The sequence below is a fragment of the Dyadobacter sp. NIV53 genome (assembly GCF_019711195.1).
In the GTDB taxonomy this organism is placed as follows: Bacteria; Bacteroidota; Bacteroidia; order Cytophagales; family Spirosomataceae; genus Dyadobacter.
On the sequence record NZ_CP081299.1, the window covers coordinates 5,070,117 to 5,089,312 of the forward strand.

Annotated in this window: 20 protein-coding genes and 1 pseudogene; 12 read left to right on the top strand and 9 right to left on the bottom strand. The window is 38.7% G+C overall.

The genetic code is table 11. The features are described from left to right. Positions 1–152: 152 nt before the first annotated feature. From KZC02_RS20855 to KZC02_RS20860, 3 genes are all read left to right on the top strand, one after another. The gene (locus tag KZC02_RS20855) at positions 153–479 is read left to right on the top strand and encodes a Dps family protein (protein WP_255636934.1); all 327 of its coding nucleotides are present in this window, start codon (positions 153–155) and stop codon (positions 477–479) included. Continuing rightward, positions 442–624, top strand: a complete 183-nt coding sequence (locus KZC02_RS32555; protein WP_255636935.1) for a ferritin-like domain-containing protein — start codon at positions 442–444, stop codon at positions 622–624. The genes KZC02_RS20855 and KZC02_RS32555 overlap by 38 nt, the downstream gene beginning before the upstream one ends. 141 nt (positions 625–765) lie before the next feature. Continuing rightward, the gene (locus KZC02_RS20860) at positions 766–1,899 is read left to right on the top strand and encodes an MBL fold metallo-hydrolase (RefSeq protein ID WP_229253703.1); all 1,134 of its coding nucleotides are present in this window, start codon (positions 766–768) and stop codon (positions 1,897–1,899) included. A gap of 69 nt (positions 1,900–1,968) precedes the next feature. On the opposite strand, the gene KZC02_RS20865 is transcribed toward KZC02_RS20860, so the two are convergent. Both KZC02_RS20865 and KZC02_RS20870 read right to left on the bottom strand, forming a co-directional pair. Further along, a complete protein-coding gene (locus KZC02_RS20865; RefSeq protein ID WP_221390464.1) occupies positions 1,969–2,442 on the bottom strand; it encodes a hypothetical protein in 474 nt (157 codons plus the stop codon). A gap of 12 nt (positions 2,443–2,454) precedes the next feature. Then, positions 2,455–2,913, bottom strand: coding sequence for an RNA polymerase sigma factor (locus tag KZC02_RS20870; protein ID WP_221390465.1), 459 nt, complete (start codon positions 2,911–2,913; stop codon positions 2,455–2,457). A 357-nt stretch (positions 2,914–3,270) separates the two neighbouring features. On the opposite strand from KZC02_RS20870, the gene KZC02_RS20875 reads away from it, so the two are divergent. After that, positions 3,271–3,927 (top strand): HAD family phosphatase, encoded by a 657-nt coding sequence (locus KZC02_RS20875; RefSeq protein WP_221390466.1) that lies wholly within the window; start codon positions 3,271–3,273, stop codon positions 3,925–3,927. A 46-nt stretch (positions 3,928–3,973) separates the two neighbouring features. Here the strand turns inward: KZC02_RS20875 and KZC02_RS20880 are convergent, their stop codons facing one another. From KZC02_RS20880 to KZC02_RS20890, 3 genes are all read right to left on the bottom strand, one after another. Next, a complete protein-coding gene (locus KZC02_RS20880; protein WP_221390467.1) occupies positions 3,974–5,632 on the bottom strand; it encodes a hypothetical protein in 1,659 nt (552 codons plus the stop codon). Then, complete coding sequence (locus KZC02_RS20885) at positions 5,629–6,849, bottom strand: hypothetical protein (RefSeq protein WP_221390468.1); 1,221 nt, start codon at positions 6,847–6,849, stop codon at positions 5,629–5,631. The genes KZC02_RS20880 and KZC02_RS20885 overlap by 4 nt, the downstream gene beginning before the upstream one ends. A gap of 376 nt (positions 6,850–7,225) precedes the next feature. Beyond that, entirely contained in the window at positions 7,226–7,774 is a 549-nt protein-coding gene (locus tag KZC02_RS20890) for a C40 family peptidase (RefSeq protein ID WP_229253704.1), read from the bottom strand. Between the two features lie 248 nt (positions 7,775–8,022). On the opposite strand from KZC02_RS20890, the gene KZC02_RS20895 reads away from it, so the two are divergent. From KZC02_RS20895 to KZC02_RS20930, 8 genes and pseudogenes are all read left to right on the top strand, one after another. Beyond that, entirely contained in the window at positions 8,023–8,634 is a 612-nt protein-coding gene (locus KZC02_RS20895) for a fumarylacetoacetate hydrolase family protein (RefSeq protein WP_221390469.1), read from the top strand. Between the two features lie 54 nt (positions 8,635–8,688). Continuing rightward, positions 8,689–10,659 (top strand): M23 family metallopeptidase, encoded by a 1,971-nt coding sequence (locus tag KZC02_RS20900; RefSeq protein WP_221390470.1) that lies wholly within the window; start codon positions 8,689–8,691, stop codon positions 10,657–10,659. 5 nt (positions 10,660–10,664) lie between these two features. Continuing rightward, positions 10,665–11,126 carry a thioredoxin-dependent thiol peroxidase gene (bcp, locus tag KZC02_RS20905; protein ID WP_221390471.1) on the top strand — a complete coding sequence of 154 codons (462 nt, stop codon included), beginning with the start codon at positions 10,665–10,667 and terminating at the stop codon, positions 11,124–11,126. A 98-nt stretch (positions 11,127–11,224) separates the two neighbouring features. Then, positions 11,225–12,083 (top strand): annotated as a pseudogene (locus KZC02_RS20910) (transketolase). A gap of 45 nt (positions 12,084–12,128) precedes the next feature. Further along, positions 12,129–13,082, top strand: coding sequence for a transketolase family protein (locus KZC02_RS20915; RefSeq protein WP_221390472.1), 954 nt, complete (start codon positions 12,129–12,131; stop codon positions 13,080–13,082). 234 nt (positions 13,083–13,316) lie between these two features. Further along, positions 13,317–13,859: an RNA polymerase sigma factor gene (locus tag KZC02_RS20920; protein ID WP_221390473.1), complete on the top strand. Its 543-nt coding sequence runs from the start codon at positions 13,317–13,319 to the stop codon at positions 13,857–13,859. 54 nt (positions 13,860–13,913) lie between these two features. Next, positions 13,914–14,357: an ash family protein gene (locus tag KZC02_RS20925; protein WP_221390474.1), complete on the top strand. Its 444-nt coding sequence runs from the start codon at positions 13,914–13,916 to the stop codon at positions 14,355–14,357. 69 nt (positions 14,358–14,426) lie between these two features. Continuing rightward, the gene (locus KZC02_RS20930; RefSeq protein ID WP_229253705.1) at positions 14,427–14,843 is read left to right on the top strand and encodes a hypothetical protein; all 417 of its coding nucleotides are present in this window, start codon (positions 14,427–14,429) and stop codon (positions 14,841–14,843) included. A 173-nt stretch (positions 14,844–15,016) separates the two neighbouring features. Here KZC02_RS20930 and KZC02_RS20935 read toward each other — a convergent pair whose 3' ends face one another. From KZC02_RS20935 to hisB, 4 genes are all read right to left on the bottom strand, one after another. After that, the gene (locus KZC02_RS20935; RefSeq protein ID WP_221390475.1) at positions 15,017–16,594 is read right to left on the bottom strand and encodes a SulP family inorganic anion transporter; all 1,578 of its coding nucleotides are present in this window, start codon (positions 16,592–16,594) and stop codon (positions 15,017–15,019) included. Between the two features lie 41 nt (positions 16,595–16,635). After that, entirely contained in the window at positions 16,636–17,289 is a 654-nt protein-coding gene (gene can, locus KZC02_RS20940; RefSeq protein WP_221390476.1) for a carbonate dehydratase, read from the bottom strand. A gap of 121 nt (positions 17,290–17,410) precedes the next feature. Then, the gene (locus tag KZC02_RS20945; protein WP_221390477.1) at positions 17,411–17,683 is read right to left on the bottom strand and encodes a hypothetical protein; all 273 of its coding nucleotides are present in this window, start codon (positions 17,681–17,683) and stop codon (positions 17,411–17,413) included. 330 nt (positions 17,684–18,013) lie between these two features. Then, complete coding sequence (gene hisB, locus KZC02_RS20950; protein ID WP_221390478.1) at positions 18,014–19,138, bottom strand: bifunctional histidinol-phosphatase/imidazoleglycerol-phosphate dehydratase HisB; 1,125 nt, start codon at positions 19,136–19,138, stop codon at positions 18,014–18,016. Positions 19,139–19,196: the final 58 nt, after the last annotated feature.

A 19,196-nucleotide genomic window follows, 5' to 3' on the forward strand; every position in this document is an offset into this window, starting at 1 on the left:
TGATTAGTTAATTTTGCGTCCGTAAAAATCGTTTAAGTTTGTGCGAAAAATAATTTGGATAAATTTTAATCTAAACAACCTTTTCCTGCTAAAATACGGTTAGCTAAATAGTTAAATTATTATTTTTTCATCCTTCCATGTTTTAAAGTACTATGAAAACAAATATTGGGATTTCAGACAGCAATACAGAAGCAGTTGCTTTTCAACTCAACAAATTATTGGCTAATGAATTCGTGCTTTATACCAAAACACGTAGTTACCACTGGAATATAAAAGGTATGCATTTCTTTGAATTGCATAAATTGTTCGAAGGCCAGTATGAGCAATTACAGGTGATTTTGGATGATACTGCTGAGCGTATACGTGCTATTGGGCACTATTCTGAAGCACGTCTGGCCGACATCCTGAAACTAACAGATTTGCTGGAGCAGGATTATACAAATGACGAAAAAATACAGCTTCCAGAATTTACTGGATGATCACGAAACAATCATTCGCATCCTGCGTAACCTGATTACAGAATTTGCAGATACGTACAAAGATCTTGGATCGAGTGACTTTGTAACGGGATTGCTGAGAGAACATGAGAAAATGGCCTGGATGTTGCGGGCATTTTTGAAATAGTATAATGATTACCGGATACACTTATCCGTGAAAAAAACTGAGGATAATATCCTAAATTACCGGTCTCTTTGGATGCCGGTAATTTTTTTATTTAAATAACGGTTGCTTTTCAGCTCATCTTACGAAAAAGGAATTGATTTCATGACAAAAACTAAACGTATTTTTAAAAGCATAATGCTCACCTTCCTCGCAATAATTGTTATCGCGGCCATTGCCATTTTTATATTTTTAAAACAACCGTCTTTTGGTGCTGATCCGAGTGGAGCGCGTTTGGAACGGATTAAAAAGTCTCCTCATTATGTAAATGGCAGTTTTGCAAATCTTGTAGATACGCCGGTTATGGCACCCAATACCAATTACTTCAAAATGGCATTGGAATATTTTAAAAAAGTGGACAACGTCGAACCAAACTTTACACTTCCATCCATCAAAACTGATTTGAAAGCGGCACCACCTGCCAGGCCAACATTAACATATTTTGGACATTCGGCATATATGATCCAGATTGATGGGAAAAATATTTTAATGGATCCGGCAATGAGTGAGCGGATTTCTCCTGTTCAGTGGGCTGGTAGTAAAAACTATGCGGGAACGCATGTATTTGAAGTAGAAGACCTGCCGGCTATTGATTTTATTATGCTGTCCCACGATCATTACGATCACATGGATTATGAAACGCTGAAGAAGTTTGCAGGAAAACCAACCAGATTTATTGTTCCGCTCGGAGTAGGAGCACACCTTGAACACTGGGGGATTGCACCGGAAAATATTACAGAACTGGACTGGTGGGAAGAAACGAATGCAATTAACGGTATACATGTAACAGCTACACCGGCCCGTCATTTTTCGGGTAGGGCTTTGAACAGAGGCAAATCGTTATGGGCATCGTATGTACTACAAACTGATAAGTACAAACTTTTCCTGGGAGGAGATTCGGGTTATGAAAAACACTTTGCGGCCATCGGAGAAAAATTTGGCCCGTTTGATCTGGCTGTTCTGGAATGCGGGCAATACAACGAAATGTGGCCGGACATTCACATGATGCCGGAACAAACTGCTCAGGCAGGGATAGATCTGGGAGCGAAAGTTGTGTGGCCGGTTCATTGGGGGAAATTTACGCTGGCGCTGCATCCATGGAATGAATCACCAAAACGGATTTCGAAAAGAGCCGAAGAATTACGTTTAAAATTAACAACGCCGGTTATTGGTGAGCAAATTATTGTGGGAACTACTTATCCTAACCGAAACTGGTGGGAACTTCCGGAAGGAAAATGAATTTTGGTTTATCATAAAAACAGCCTGAAAATCAATGCGATATTCAGGCTGTTTTTATATAATATCAGATTACTTTATTTGCTGGATTTCTGTTTTAAGCCTGACAACTTCCTCTGTAAGGCTGGTTGTTTTGAAGTAATAATAGAGTCCGGCGATCAGGAATATTTTGGATAGAATGAAAATTGCAATAAATGCGGGCCGCCAGTATTTATGCACTTTAATATAGGTATCGTTGACTTCTATATCCAGATATTCATTCTTATTTTCATTCTTTTCTTTCGATGTCTGATTAAAAACAAACTTCTTCTTTTGAATATCTGATTTAATATTTCTTAACTGAATAACTTCCCTTACATCAGGCGGTGGCGGGACCTGGTTCTGATTGAAGTAACTTTTTATTTCCGATTCCAGATCAGTCACATAATTGGAAATGTCCTCATTTTCCGAAATCATATACTTGATATATTCCTTTTCTTCCTCGGTTGAGAATCCTAATGCATGTGATTCTAAAATTCCACTCTTTATAAAATCTTTCGTGTCCAATTGTTTTATGGGTTAAGAGTTACGGTAAGATTTGAAAAAATCATGAAACGCTTTTAGTACCTCTAATTTAGAAATATTTAACTTCATTGCCACTTCTTCCGGTGTATATCCTTCCCGAAATGCAAGATTAAAAATCAACTCAGGAGACTGATCATAATGGTTTAAATCATTTTCTGGATTATGCGGAGCAATTGACATCAGTTTTTGCTTTGCTTCAATTGCTTTTGCACGCGCAAGTTTTATTACACACACTGCAAAACTAAACGGATAACTATTGCACGATTGCAGAAGGGGTGACGAAAAGACGTTTACCAATACTTCCTGTGCCAAATGTGGCTGAGGTAAGATCTGCAATATTATTCCATAAGCCATGGCTCCATACTTATCATATATCTCAACTGACGTTAACTGACTTGTTTTTGTAACAGAGCGAAGATCAACGCCATTGTTAGTTCGTTCTAACTCATTCATATAGCTGTCCTAATTATAAAATATTGTGCAAGGATGATTGAGAAGTTTTACCTGAAGAAAATATAACCTGTACTAATGAGGTATTGTAAAATATTAATAAAAATGCTAGAATTAATATTACAATACTACATTTATTAATTTTAATTTAAAAGAGGAATAAATATTTTTCATTGTAAAATGTATGTAGTAATTGATAATGGGCAATGATATCAAAATACAATAATATCAAAAATGTTTGAAATGCAAGCAGTATGATCATGAAGGAAAAGGCCTGTATAAAACATTATATAATAACAATTTACTAATATACTACTCATTTAACTTCTGTGTAGTATTGTCAATGATTAACTTTGCAATATGAACAAAGAAATTGCTGTAATTTTTGACATGGATGGTGTCATTTGCCATACCAATCCTTACCATTCCAAAGCCTTTCGCGAATTTTTTTTCGTAAGAAACCTGGCTCCGACTGACGAAGAATTTGCAGAACATATGTTTGGCAAAAGCAATAGTTACATTCTCAGTCATTTTTTGAAAAGAACTATTGAAGGTGAAGAACTTTTACAGCTGGAAGATGAAAAGGAAAGCCTTTTCCGGAAAATTTATGAGCCTTATATTGAGCCGATTGCCGGAATTGAAGCCTTTATAACGGATCTGAAAACCAATGGAGCGAAGCTCGGTGTTGCCACATCGGCTCCCTATGCCAATCTTGAACTGATTCTAAGCAAAGTGGCCATTCGTGAAAAATTAGGATCGCTCATGGCCAGTGAAAATGTAAAAAAACACAAACCAGATCCCGAGGTTTATCTGACTTCTGCAATGAACCTTGGTGTTTCACCGGATCGGTGTGTGGTTTTTGAAGATTCATTTTCAGGTATTTCAGCTGCTTTAAATGCGGGAATGCGTGTAGTAGGAGTACTTAGTTCCCATACTAAAGAAGAACTGCCGCCTTGTAACTTTTATATCGAAGACTATACAAATATATCTTTTGAAACAATTAAGAGTTTGTTTTAAAACAAGTAGAGTAGGGCTTAGATAGAAATCCTGAGCCCTACTTCCATTATAAAGTAGTCGTATCTCTCACTTTCACATCAAAAGCCCCAGTTAAAACCTTTTCATTACGTTTAACCTGTAAAAAAATCCTGTATCGTCCTTCTTTGGGAAAAGAGTAAGGAAAGGAAATTAAATTGCTATGCTCCATACCCATCATTCCGTTTTCATTGAGATCATACATGCCCATTTCTTTCATTAAAAAAATCTCTCTTTCAATAACCGGCATAGCTTTAAGCCTTGCCAGATAATGATTGACACTGTCTTTAAAAACGGCTGGCAATGAGGGTGCTCTTTTTATTTTTGTTGTATCTGTCAACCTGTTTTTAAATAACTGTTCGGCGGACATAGGAAACGTTCCGGTTGGATGCAGGTGAATATAAACCGACCCGTCAGACCGTACAATGGCTACGTGCCCCATCATGCCCAGATATGGTTCGGGCAAACAGGGACTGCCATCAGGATTGAAAATTTCGAAATTAAGCTGATATGGCTTTCCTGCTTCAAGTATTTCGCCTGCTTTTCCTTGCCAAACGGCATAAGAGCCATCTTTAAAAACAGTTTTGGTTCCTGGTTTACCACAAATAACGACGTTTTCGGCCACCGGGACTTTTCCGGGAGCATTTATCGGATCGGTAATTGCATATGTATCTTCATCCGCAGTTACTTTTAATTCCTTTACTTTTTGATTTTGTTCAGGAATATCAATGGTGTCTGTTATTGTTTCAGCAAAACCAGAATACCGTACAATATCGGCATACATCAGATATTTACCGGCAGGTAAGTCGGGGAGATATGCTTCAAAGGTTGTACTGTCTTTTCTTTCAGGGTGTATATGTGCAAATGCGTCAAGTCCGGGAGTACGTATCAGGAACGCGTGCATTAGTTTTCCATGATCAGGAATTAATGTGCTCAACATACTTCCCCTTCTTTGGGCAAACCAGTTGGTTGTATCAATTTTTAACTGAAATACACGCTGATCATTTTCGATCTGGATTGTGGACACACCCTGTATCGGTTTGTACATATACTTTTTATAATCCGCTGCCCAGCCGTCCCACCAGCTGCTTCCACCATAAAGAATAAGTGCGCAAACGATCGTTGCGATACCCATCTTGATCCATTTTTTTCGCTTCTGCGAGGCTGACAGAACTGCTCCTGAAGGTAATAATCCATCACTCACACTAGCGCCGATCGTTGTGATCATCAACAAAAAAAGTATTATGCCCAATATACTTAATCCAATACCAAGTCCTTTCGGCATAGCTCTTTGCGCAGTAGAAATAGCCATGATCGGGACAATCAGTTCACCTTTGCCATTATCGCCCTCAATCTGGATCTGGACACTTGACGAACCATCCTCCATAAGCCAGACCTGGCCCTGAAACTGGCCGGATTGACCCTTAACTGCTAATATTTCATCCGATGAAGGTGCGCCTTTATCACCGGAATAAAAATAAATTGGCCTTGCAGAAATCTTTTGGGCCTGTCCGCTCTCAATGAAAATAGAAATGTTAGCTGTACCAGGAATAACATCGGGAGGCTGTATGCTGACCAAAACTTTATAGGGGCCGGCCTGTCCCTGCATTTGAACACCGAAACTTCCTACATGGGCCCTGGCGACCTGACTCCATACCAGAATCAGCAGAAAATAAATGAGTTTTTTCATCTTTGAATTTTATGCATCCAGTTTCCCCATGATAAACCAATCCTTGTAGAAATCAGAGATGCGACGAAAGCAATACCCAGTCCTTTTACGAATTCAGATGTATTTTCTAACATCCACGGAGCATATTTATATCGGTATTGCCAATTAGGGTCATTTCCAAAATACCAGTAGTGGCTGCCAAAGAACCAGTTCCGTGCATAAGGTGATTCCATTAGAAATCCACCGAAATACCAATGTACTCCAAAAAAGATGAGTAAAAAGCTAGTTCCAAGAATCAAGGTTAATTTCCAGTCGTTGAAGTATGCAAATCTGTTTCGGAGTAAATCAAGAAAGATTGCCGGAATAATAAGCAGAAGAGGAAATTGAAATCCCTGATAATGTGTGATGTGGTTTAAAATTGGGCCAAGTTTTGGTTCGGCAGGAAATAATGGAATAATCCAGAATGTAAGTAACATCATAGCAGTATAAACTGCTGCAACAGCTGTTATCGTCCATTTGTGTTTAACGGATTTACTAATTGCCATTAAAAGGATAGGAAATGCAGATGCAGCAACGATATAAAAACTGGAACGGTGTGTTTGCATTCTCCCAAGTTCTTCAGAAAGAAGTGCGAACCAGATCGTTAGCAAAAATCCGCCAGAAAGTGCAAATAACCAGAAAAACTTTTGGTCAAGACTTTTTCTCAAATCATTTGAACGCTGTATTGTGAGTTTTAGCTGGTTTTTTATAGCAATTACACTGATCATTGCGCCAAACTGAATACCAATCATTCCCAAAATCAGAACTGTATGCGGCGGAGAAAGAATGGTTACGTCCAGGCCATAAGTATTGTGCCACCAATCATCAAAAGGAGCCGAGGTAAGCATGGCCAGTGCACCCCAAACGCAGAATAACGCGCCCAATGAACTATAAAAGAAACCCCAGATTTTTACGTTGGTTAATTTTTCAGAAGCACTTCCCCAAAAAGTTTTCCGAAGAATTTCATATCCCGAAAACAACCCCGCTACAACCGCACCCAGATAAATTACCAGATGAGGAGCCGAAAAGAGCCCGTCACGACCTATGCTGATATGCCAGCAAATGTCCCAGATGAGACCTGTAATTACACAAAACGAAGAAAATACAATTGCGATAATGTAAATAGGTATGCTGGTGTATCCTTGCGGAGATACCACACTTTCGGTACGGACCAGTGGCGGGCTAATCTTAGTTTCCATAAGGTTTAGTGAAGGATTGAAATTAAAGAATAGTTGAGGTAATTATGTAAATAAGACAGCCGAATCGTGCAAAACCACTAATCCGGTAAATAAGCAACAAATGATTTTATACTGATAAAGCATAATTGGTCCTTAATCCACTCATTTTGAATTGTTTATTATTTAAATAACAATTATGAAATTAATAAAAAGGAAAAATGAAACATAACACTTTTGTGAATATTTAACGAACGGCATATCCAGGTTAAACCGATAATTGGCAATCGGTCAGAATGGGCGCATGGCTTTTACAAACCTTCCTTTAAAGTAAGACGAAAAAAGATTGTCTTCACGTACACCCCTGGACGTAGAAGCGTGGATAAAAATGATCTCATCCTTATTTCGCACGTCCGTTACAATTCCTTGCGTGTGAAACATATCCTTCCTTTCCTGCTTCCGGAACGAAAAATACCCAGTCTCCCGGTTTAAGTTCTTTTATGCTGCCAACTTCCGAACCAAACTCGGATTGCTGCCATGAAATCCGCGGTACTTTTACGCCGATTTCTAAATATACGGAGCATATCAGACCTGAGCAGTCAATACCATTTTTATCATTTCCTCCCGATCTGTAAGGAGTTCCGGAATAGGTTCTGGCTACTTCAACTACTTTTGGGACTTCGGCACTGTAAGAGCCTGACAGACGAGTATTTAATGGTTTGCCGGATGCCTGCGGTTTAGCCCGGGATGCTACTGGTTTTTTTGCTGAGGTGCGGCTGGCCGGGTGGCGTGCAGCATTAGCACGGGAATTAGATGAACGGTTAGGTGAATTTTTGTATCTTGATTTTGAGGACGATTCAGAAGGGCTCTTTCTTAACGTATCACAGGAGAAGGTGAATACTGAAAAAATAAACATACAAATAAAAGAAAAGGAAATATGCTTATTCATGCGCAGAATTTTGAACGGGAATGATTTTAATTATACAAATAACGATACTTCTTTGAAAAATTGTAAGGCAAAAAGAGGAAAAAGAAAGTATAATAATTTGTAAGCAAAATGATAAGAGGAGCGTTTGAACGAAAAAATGACATAAAAGATGATGTCGCTGACCGCTTTGTCAGTAGTTTTGCCATGAAGCTGATTCGTCTGTTCCGACAATCGTTTAATTTGTAGTTTTAAATTTAATGTCCTGATAAATGAAAATTATTTGTGTAGGCCGGAATTACGCCGATCATATAGCCGAACTCAATAACGAACGCCCGGATTCCCCTGTTATTTTTTTAAAACCGGAAACTGCACAGGTACGCCTTGGTGAACCATTTTTTTATCCTGATTTTTCCAAAGACATCCACCACGAAGTAGAACTGGTTATAAAAATCAATAAGGTTGGCAAAAATATTGAAGAAAGATTCGCACACAAATATTATGACGAAATAGGAATCGGTATTGATTTTACCGCCCGGGATCTGCAATCTGAGCTGAAAAGCAAAGGTTTGCCCTGGGAATTGGCCAAAGCATTTAACGGATCAGCTCCTGTTTCTGAGTTTGTTCCTGTTTCTGATTTTGCAGACATCCAAAACCTCAATTTCAGTCTGGACATTAACGATGAAACCCGCCAGAATGGAAATTCTTCAATGATGATCTACCGGATAGATTACCTGATTTCATTCGTTTCTAAATATTTCATGCTCAAAAAAGGCGATCTGATATTTACAGGAACGCCCAAAGGTGTATCGTCTGTAAAAATCGGGGATAAATTAACTGCGTCTATTGAAGGCAAGAAGATGCTTGAATTGTACGTTAGATAGTTAATTCATTTTGGACCGGTCGTTACCTGGTTCGTTTATTCTGATCATTTTTTCATGCGTAATTACATTCGGGCATTTGTCCGTTTTACTTTATTTTTAGCAGGGTTTACAGGTGTTTTTTCTCCTCTATTTGCTCAAAAGCAATCTTATCCAAAAGGATATTACCAGTTCCCAATCCGGCCTGGATTAGCCAATTCGCTTGCAGGAGGCCTGGGAGATCTGCGTTCCAATCATTTTCATGCGGGCCTGGATATCAGGACTGAACAAAGGGAAGGATTGCCCGTTTATGCCGCTGCGGAAGGGTATGTATATAAAGTTGCCGTACAACGAAGCGGTTATGGTAATGTTATTTTCCTGCGTCATAGCAATGGGCAAACTTCTGTCTACGGGCATTTACTAAAATTTAATGATCCGCTTGCCAGTTATGTTCGGAGTGAACAGTATAAAAAGCAAACTTTTGAGATAGACCTATTTCCAAAACCGGGTGAGTATACTTTTCAGAAAGGAGAAGTTATTGCACTTTCCGGTAACACTGGTGGTTCTGCCGGTCCGCATTTACATTTTGAAATCCGTGACTCAAAGGATAATTATCTGAATCCGCTATATTTTGGGTTCAACGAAATTAAAGATGTTACTCCTCCCAAATTTGTAAACCTGGCAATCAGGCCGTTGGACATTGATGGACGGGTTAATGGCCAGTTTGACAGAAAGGTATTCAATCCGGTGAAATTAAAGGATGGTACGTATCGCATTGCAAACCCAATTTCAGCAACGGGAACGATTGGTATTGACCTGGTTGCTCATGACCAGATGACCGGAACCGGATTCAGATATGGTTTACAATGTATTGAGATTAAAATGGATGGGAGAGAGGTGTTCTCCTATAATATGGAAATTTTTCCAAATGCTTCTACACGGGATTACAATAACCTGATTGATTATGAAACGGAGCAGGAAAGCGGACAGCGTTATTTAAAATGTTACGTTCCGGATGGTAATAATTTCAATCTTTACAAAACTGATTTATACAAGGGCAAACTTAATATTACGGACACACTTACGCATGAAGTAAGCATAACAATTTCAGATTCATATGAGAATTCGTCCGAATTGTTATTCTCTATAAAAGGAGAAGTTCAAAATCCCGGGTTGCAGTTATATGAAACTGAGGTAAATCCTGAATGGGTTCAGACAGAAATCTCGGAAAATGTATTGCAGGTCAGGGCCAGATATTACAGGAGTGCCAATCCATTTGCCACTTATTATTCAGAAGGGAAAGAAAGCAGGAAACAACCTGACTTTTATTCAAATGAATCAGCCATTTTTTTGACCGATTTACGCGATTATATGCCTGATTCAATAAAAATTGCTAATTCAATTGTAAGAACTTACCTGAGAGGGAGCATTGCACCAGGTCAGAAAACTGAATATACCGGCAAAAACTGGGATATTAAATTCAACGAAAACAGTTTGTTTGATACACTTTTTATTGTTGGACAACAAAAATTCAATTCGCTTATTATTAATAGTAAAGGTGTTGCTTTGAAAGATTATGTCTCCATTTCATTTACTCCTGAAAATATTCCTGTCAATAAGGAGAGGAGTAAAGTCTTTCGATATGTAGATGGCGATTACCGGTTTGTAGGAGGAGAATGGAATGGGGATAAAATTTCGTTCGAAACACGTGAGCTGGGTACTTTTATGATTCAGACCGACACCATTCCTCCAAAGATCCGTTTACAGGAACATAGCAAAACAAGGATTACAGCAAATATATGGGATGGTTCGTCAGGGATTGACCATTACAGGGCGATGATAAACGGAGAGTGGATTTTGATGAATTACGATTCAAAAAGAGGATATATCTGGTCGGAAAAAGTAGACCCTGGCTTGCCATTTGAAGGAGAACTAACCCTAGAAGTTACAGATAGGGCAGGAAATAGTACTATCTTGCATACTGAATTGTCAGAACCTGTTATTAAGGTAAAAAAACGGGTTGTAAAATCGAAAAAACGAAAAGGATAGTATATATGGGACTTCAAGCAGGCGACTCAGCACCTGGATTTTCTTCAAAAGATCAGGATGGTAAAGTGATTAATCTCTCCGATTTCAAAGGCAAAAAAGTAATTCTTTATTTTTATCCAAAAGATGATACGCCGGGTTGTACCGCTCAGGCCTGTAATTTGAGGGATAATTATGATGCACTTTTAAGCAAGGGTTATCAGGTTCTCGGCGTGAGTGTAGACGATGAAAAATCACACACTAAGTTTATCAAAAAATTTGACCTTCCTTTTCCTTTATTAGCTGATACTGATCATTCCATTGTGGAAGCTTATGGAGTTTGGGTCGAAAAAAGCATGTATGGCCGTACTTATATGGGAACTGCACGTACAACTTTTGTGATTGATGAAAATGGGATTATTGAAGAAATAATAGAAAAAGTAGATACCAAGAATCATACTGATCAAATTCTTAGCAAAACTGCCCAATAAATAGTTATTTTTAAAGTCGGGATCATGCGAAATTTACAGCCGTCCTGAGCAAGTGTTTTTATATTAAATTTGAGAAAGTCCAATAGAAAATAGAAAAAATGGAAATTGAACAATTAGAGAAGGTTGCATCACAAGTTCGCAGAGATATCGTCCGCATGGTTCATGGTTGCCAGTCAGGGCACCCTGGTGGATCTTTGGGTTGCGTTGAATTATTTGTTGCATTGTATTTTGAGCGTCTGGAAGCTTAAAGAGGAAGATGGAAAGCCTGTTTTTGATATGGATGGTAAAGACGAAGATCTTTTCTTTTTATCAAACGGGCACATTTCTCCGGTCTGGTACAGCACATTAGCACGCCGCGGATATTTTCCGGTTCCGGAACTGGCTACTTTCCGTAAGCTGAATTCAAGGTTGCAAGGCCACCCGACCACACATGAGCATCTGGAAGGAATCCGTATTGCTTCGGGTTCATTAGGACAGGGAATGTCGGTTGCTATTGGTGCTGCTCTTGCCAAAAAACTGAATGGTGACAAAGGATATGTTCACGTACTAATGGGTGACGGTGAACAGCAGGAAGGACAGGTTTGGGAAGCTGCAACTTTTGCTCCGCATCATGAAGTGGATAACCTCATTGCATTCATTGACCTGAACGGACAGCAAATTGACGGCCCTACGCTGAAAGTGATGAACAACCGTGATCTGGGTAAAAAATATGAAGCATTCGGCTGGGAAGTAATTTCTATCGAAGAAGGTAATGATATGGCTGCTGTTTTGAAAGGCCTTTACGAAGCCAAAAGCAGACTTGGACATGGAAGGCCGATTATGGTACTGTTACATACAGGTATGGGCTTTGGTGTAGACTTTATGATGGGAACCCACAAATGGCACGGTACTGCACCAAATGATGAGCAATTAGCAGCAGCATTGGCGCAGTTGGAAGAATCAATGGGAGATTATTAAAAATTTAACCGTTTACGGTTTTCAGATATAGACATTTATACAATAATGAAAAAATACACGTTCACTGAAAAGAAAGATACCCGTTCAGGTTTTGGAGCAGGAATGCATATTCTGGGACAACAAAATCCTAATGTAGTTGCACTTTGTGCTGACCTTGTTGGATCTTTAAAATTAGAACCCTTTATTAAAGAGAATCCGGACAGATTTGTTCAGTGCGGAATTTCAGAAGCCAATATGATCGGTATGTCTGCCGGTTTGACGATTGGTGGTAAAATACCTTTCGCAACCACTTTTGCAAACTTTGCAACAGGCCGCGTTTATGACCAAATCCGTCAGAGCGTTGCTTATTCAAATAAAAATGTAAAAATCTGTGCTTCACATGCCGGACTTACATTAGGAGAAGATGGAGCAACACACCAAATTCTTGAAGATTTGGGAATGATGAAAATGCTTCCAGGCATGACAGTGATCAATCCTTGTGATTATAACCAGACCAAAGCTGCAACCATTGCGATCGCTGATTACGAAGGCCCGGTTTATCTTCGTTTTGGACGTCCTGTAATCCCTGTATTTACTGATGCTGACCAGGTATTTGAAATTGGTAAAGCATGGATGGTGAATGAAGGTACTGACGTAAGTATTTTTGCAACCGGCCACATGGTTTGGGAAGCGATACAAGCCGGTGAACAACTGGAAGCAGAAGGTATCAATGCTGAAATTATTAATATTCATACAATCAAACCTTTGGACGAGGAAGCAATTCTGAAATCTGTTACTAAAACGGGCTGTGTGGTTACTGCGGAAGAGCATAACCGTATTGGTGGTTTGGGTGACAGTGTTGCACAGGTTCTGGTTAAAAACAAACTTGTTCCTCAGGAATATGTTGCTGTTGATGACAGTTTTGGGGAAAGTGGTACACCAGCTCAGTTAATGGAGAAATATGGTTTGACAGCCAAGGATATCGTTGCTGCTGCGAAACGTGCCATTGCCAGAAAATAATTTGAGAATGATCTGCGGCCATATTTTGTGGTAAGTAGGAAACGTTTTTTTTGAGTCTTGTAGAAAGCAAAATCATTTTTGCCTTTTACAAGACTCAAATGTTATTTGCCCTCAATGGAAAAATAAATTATTATAGATTTGCGTTGAGAAATCCTGAATTATTGCAGATTTATAGCAAGAATATTATCCCTTCCGGTTTTAACCTGTAATCAACCAACAGGTTCGTGTTTATAAATGTCTGACGAAGAATTATTAGCCTTATTTGAGAACCCCGAAACGCGTAGAAACGCTTTCAATCAGCTGGTGCGGAAGTATCAGCAAAAAGTATATTGGCTTGTGCGTAAAATGGTTGTGGATCATGACGATGCCAATGATATTACCCAGGATACCTTCATTAAAGCATGGACCGCACTGGAAAAATTTCGTGGTGATTCTAAGTTTTATACCTGGCTGTATCGTATCGCAAGTAACGAAGCAATTAATTTTTTAAATAAAAAAAGAAAGCGTTTTTTTATCCCGATTTATGATATTGAAAATGAACTGAGTGAAAAACTGGAAGCTGACCCGCTATTAAGCGGAGATGTGATACAGCTAAAATTACAAAAAGCTTTATTGAAATTACCCGAAAAGCAAAGACTGGTATTCAACTTAAAATACTTTGAAGAACTGCCTTACGAGGAGATTTCAGAAATTACCGGAACGTCTGTGGGGGCACTGAAAGCTTCTTATCACTGGGCAACAAAAAAAATAGAGGATTATTTAAATGAAACGGATTAAACTATTTCAGTTTAGGGAAGTCAAACATTTGCAAGACAGGAAATAAAAATAATCATGGACAAAAATCGCATACGGTTGGATGATCTGAAAAAGGAGACGCCTTTTTCAGTCCCGGAAGGCTATTTTGATAAATTACCTCAAATCATTCAGTCAAGAATTCCAGCGGAACCTATTCGAAAACCTATTGTCGGATGGTCATGGCAGCGATCGGTTGCATTGGTTTCAGCAATGGCATTAATTTTGGTTTTGGTTTGGGTTACTGTGCCGGAGCGTCAGGGTTCATTGGGGCAGGAACCACTAAGTGATATCAGCGATTCATCAATTATTGATTATCTGGAAGATCAGAATATAAGTTATTACGATTTGAGTGAACATAAAGTTGTTCAAAAAGCTTTTGAAACTGACTCAACCGTATTATATTATCTGGATGGTATGGATGATGATTTCCTGCGCCAGCAAATATTAGAATCAACATCCGGATCTGAAAAAACTATTTGACCCTAACATATTTAGAATAATGAACTCGAAACATAATAAAATATTAAAGTATAGCTCCTTTTTACTTTTTTGATATCATTCTTCTCTAATTCTTCTTTTGCCCAGCAACGGTCGGAAGAGGAAATGCAGAAGATCAAGGATGCGAAGGTGGCTATTATTACCAATCGCCTAAACTTAACGCCGGAACAATCAACCGGATTTTGGCCTGTATACAATGAATTTTCTCAAAAGAGAAAAGATATCCATCGTGCCCAGCGTAAAATTATCAATGATAAAAAAGCTGAAGGTAAAACAGATGAACAAGTTTTAAATAACCTGACCGAAGTACAGGCACTTAAACAAAAAGAACTGGATCTTGAAAAAGAATACCAAAACCGTTTTTTGAAGGTAATTTCAGCCAATCAGGTTATAGAGCTTTACAAAGCAGAACGGACTTTTAACGATATGCTTATCCAGCGTTTAAAGCAAAGACCTGAGAGAAATTAGACCGACTTATCGACTTATTACAAATTACTGATTCCCGCCGATGGACTTCCATTTGCGGGATTTTTATTTCAAGTCATCTGACATAATAAAATATACCGGATAAACGAAGAGGCCACATTACTTAAAATATGACCTCTTAAAATATTTAACTTTCTATTAAAACATCCTCGTATTTAATGTCCGCCAACAACTTCAACGCCTTTTATTCCTCTCGTTTCAACCGTGATATTTCTTTGCGGAGCGGTATGCTCTTTAAAATCCTGAATGATTTCCAGCACATCATAATCAATATCAATAGATTTGCTGCCATCAATGATAACAGTTGAGTTCTCTGGTATATGATCAAGCGTTAATCCTATGCTGCCTTTATTCAGGAAGGTGACTTCTTCTGAAAGAACAAGTGTAATTACCTCTCCGTCACGGTGCTGTTCTTTTTTATAATGATAAGAATGTTTGTAATTTTTTCTTAGTATAAAGTAAATGGCCACGATCATTCCTATTGCAATTCCTTTGAGCAAATCCGTACTTAAAATAGCAATTATTGTTACTATAAATGGTATAAACTGGTCTTTCCCCAATTTGTACATGCTTAGGTAAAGGGATAATTTAGATAATTTATAACCTACCAGTAATAGTATGGCAGCAAGACAAGCCAAAGGAATATAATTTATATATTTTGGAATCAGTATCGCTGAAAGCAGGAGAATAGAACCGTGGATGATAGTGGACATTTTTGTTTTTCCACCAGATTCTATATTTGCTGAACTACGCACAATAACCTGGGTTATAGGTAATCCACCAATCAGGCCGGAAGTAATATTTCCAATTCCCTGGGCAATCAGTTCACGGTTTGTAGGCGTATCACGTTTGTAAGGGTCAAGCTTATCAGTTGCTTCTACTGACAGCAGCGATTCCAGACTTGCTACAATCGCAATTGTGAATGCTACTGTATATACTTCCACTCTTTTAAAAGCGGAAAAGTCAGGCGTTTTGAAAAAGCTGAAAAATTCTGAAGCATTGGATGCTACCGGTAATTGTACCAGGTGGTCACCTGACAAAGCGAGGTCAGGTGCGATCCCTGTAAACAATAAATTAAGCAAAACTCCAATCAGGACAACAAACAGGGCACCAGGGATAAATCTGAATAATTGCAATTTCTTCATAAAAGGTCTATCGAATAGTAGTAGTAAACCCAAAGAAGCTATAGAAATAATTACCGCACCTGCACTGGTATATTTTACTGCGTTAAATAGTTCAGTAAAAGTATTTTGTCCATCTTTCTGGTCAAAGGCTTCATCGCCCATAAAATCTGCGTCGTAGCCAAAAGCATGCGGTATCTCCTTCAGTATAAGTGTAATCCCAATTGCAGCAAGCATTCCCTTAATCACGGCAGAAGGAAAGTAATAACCGATAATCCCGGCTTTCAGCAACCCTGCAATAACCTGTAAAATACCAGCCAGCACAACGGACAACAGAAATACTTCAAAACTACCAAGCGTATCGAGTGCATTGAGCACAATAACAACCAAACCAGCAGCCGGACCAGCCACACCTAGTGCTGATCCGCTGACAAGGCCAACTACAATACCGCCAACCATACCGGCAATAATTCCTGAAAATAGCAAGTCCGGACGGCCTATAGATGCCAGTGCAATACCAAGGCAGAGTGGCAGAGCAACAAGATACACTACCAAACCTGCCGGGAAATCGTATTTTAGGTTAGAAAATAATTTATTATTAGTAGCTGACATGAGATTTGGCGTAAATAATAAAGGAGCGATCCGTTAACTGATTATTGCTGCGTATTCAGATCCACATCGAATTTATACACCGGATCTATCTGACTGGTATCACCGACTGTAATATTAAGATCTTTCAGCAAGCCATCGTGAATGTCATATATAATACCATGAACAAGTAACGACCGGCCGTTTGCCCATGCATTTTGTACAATTGAAGTTTTAGTGAGATTAAAAACCTGCTCCTGTACATTCAGTTCCACAAGCCTGTTACTCCTTTTCACCTGATCCTCAATGGCATCCAGTTCAGCTTCATACAAACGATACACATCTTTGATATTACATAGCCAGTTATCTATGAGGCCTACTTGTTTATTTCCCATCGCAGCATTCACACCGCCGCATCCGTAGTGGCCAACAACCATAATATGTTTTACACCGAGGACATTAATCGAATAATCCAGTACACTAAGCATACTCATATCTGTATGTATCACCATATTGGCAATGTTACGGTGCACGAAGATATCTCCCTGTGCGGTTCCGGTTAACTCATTAGCAGGTACCCGGCTATCTGAGCATCCGATCCATAAAAACTGAGGGCTCTGACCTTGAGCCAATTTTTCAAAAAAATTAGGATTTTGGCTGTTTATTTCTTTTACCCAGTTCTTATTATTCTCAAACAGTTTTTTATACGACTTAATCATGAGTTATCTAAATTTCGATCTTAAAATATGTTAATAGAAAGGCCCAATATCTGATTGGTCAAATCAATAAGAAATGACACAGACAGAATGCCGTAAATTTAAAAATTAAACGAAGATGTATTTAGGATAATTCAGGTGGGGGAGAAAACAGATTTCTGAAAATCTCATTTTCAATTTTAACCGTATGGGAGAAAACAGTTTTTAAGATAACTGTAACCGCATTTTTTTCTAAAGAAATTGAGTTGTAAACCACTTGCTGGTCATCAATCATTTTTTCAACTTCTTTTTCTTCATTACCACAATTGTCTTTATCACAAGAAGCCGTTATCTTATATTTAGCCAACACGATGCTTGCAACATCTGATGACTTACATAAGAAAAAGACTGTAAGCAATATGAGACAAAGGTTTTTCAACAGAAGAAATTATTTTGATTTGACCTGATAAACGCTTTTGATGCCTAAAATGTTCTATTTCTATTTTAGATTTTTTTTAACTTCATAAAAAAGGGAATGCATTAATATACATTCCCTTTCCTATATTTTTAAGCTCTCCAGCCTTTTTCATGGTTTTCAAGCCAACGGCCAACGGCCAAAGCTGAACCCAGCAAAACGATATAAAAAGCTATCATGATGATTGTCATTCCCATAATATTCTTATTTCTCTGAATGTATATCCACAAAAATATGTAAAAAAGTCCTACTATCAACAGTAGTCAGAAAAAATTATAACACGCCTTTTGTAGAAGGCAGGAAATCAAGCGCTTTCAGATCACGGCGAACAGCCATCTTAATTGCTTTGGCAAAACCTTTAAATATAGATTCTATTTTATGGTGCTCGTTTTGGCCTTCAACCTTAATGTTCAGGTTGCACAATGAAGTATCAGAAAATGATTTGAAAAAGTGGTAGAACATTTCAGTAGGCATTTCTCCGATTTTTTCCCTTTTAAACTCTGCTTCCCAAACCAACCACGGACGTCCTGAAAAATCAATAGCAACCTGCGCAAGAGCTTCGTCCATAGGTAATAAAAAACCATAGCGGCTTATACCCCGCTTATCTCCGATTGCCTGGCGATATGCGTCTCCCAAAGCAAGTGCAGTGTCTTCAATAGTATGATGTTCGTCAATATGCAGATCTCCGTCGACATGAATAGTGAGATCCGCTCCTGAGTGCCGTGCAAGCTGGTCGAGCATATGATCATAAAATCCAAGTCCTGTATGGATATCAGAACGGCCGCTGCCATCCAGGTTAAGCTCGATTTTTATTTGCGTTTCCTTTGTGTTTCTGGTTACAGAAGCAGTTCGTGAAGGTAATTTCAAATGTTCGTAAATAGCATCCCAGTCAGTGGAAACGAATGAGATTGTTTTATTCATTTCTTCTGTAACTCCTTCGGCAGGAACAGCCGGTAAAAATAGTATAGCTTTGGCTCCCAGATTTACTGCAAGCTGGACATCAGTGAGACGGTCCCCAATAACATAGCTATTAGCCAGGTCATAATCTGCCGAGAAATAAGAACCTAACATTCCGATACCCGGCTTGCGTGTTGGCAAATTATCTTCCGGAAAACTGCGATCTATGTATGTAGCACTGAAATATATATTTTCTCCGGAAAGTGTCTCAACCATTTTATTTTGAGCCGGCCAGAATGTTTCTTCGGGGAATGATGCAGTTCCCAGGCCATCCTGGTTGGTAACCATTGCAAAATCGTAATCCGTTTCTTCTGCAATCCGGCGGAGATTAGAAATAGCTTTTGGGATAAACGCTAATTTTTCAAGAGAATCAACCTGAAAATCAACCGGAGGCTCGACGATTATTGTACCATCGCGATCTATAAAAAGTACTTTTTTCATTGAATTAGGATATATACTGTAAACTCCCGGTGAAGGGTATCATGTAATTTCCACAAAG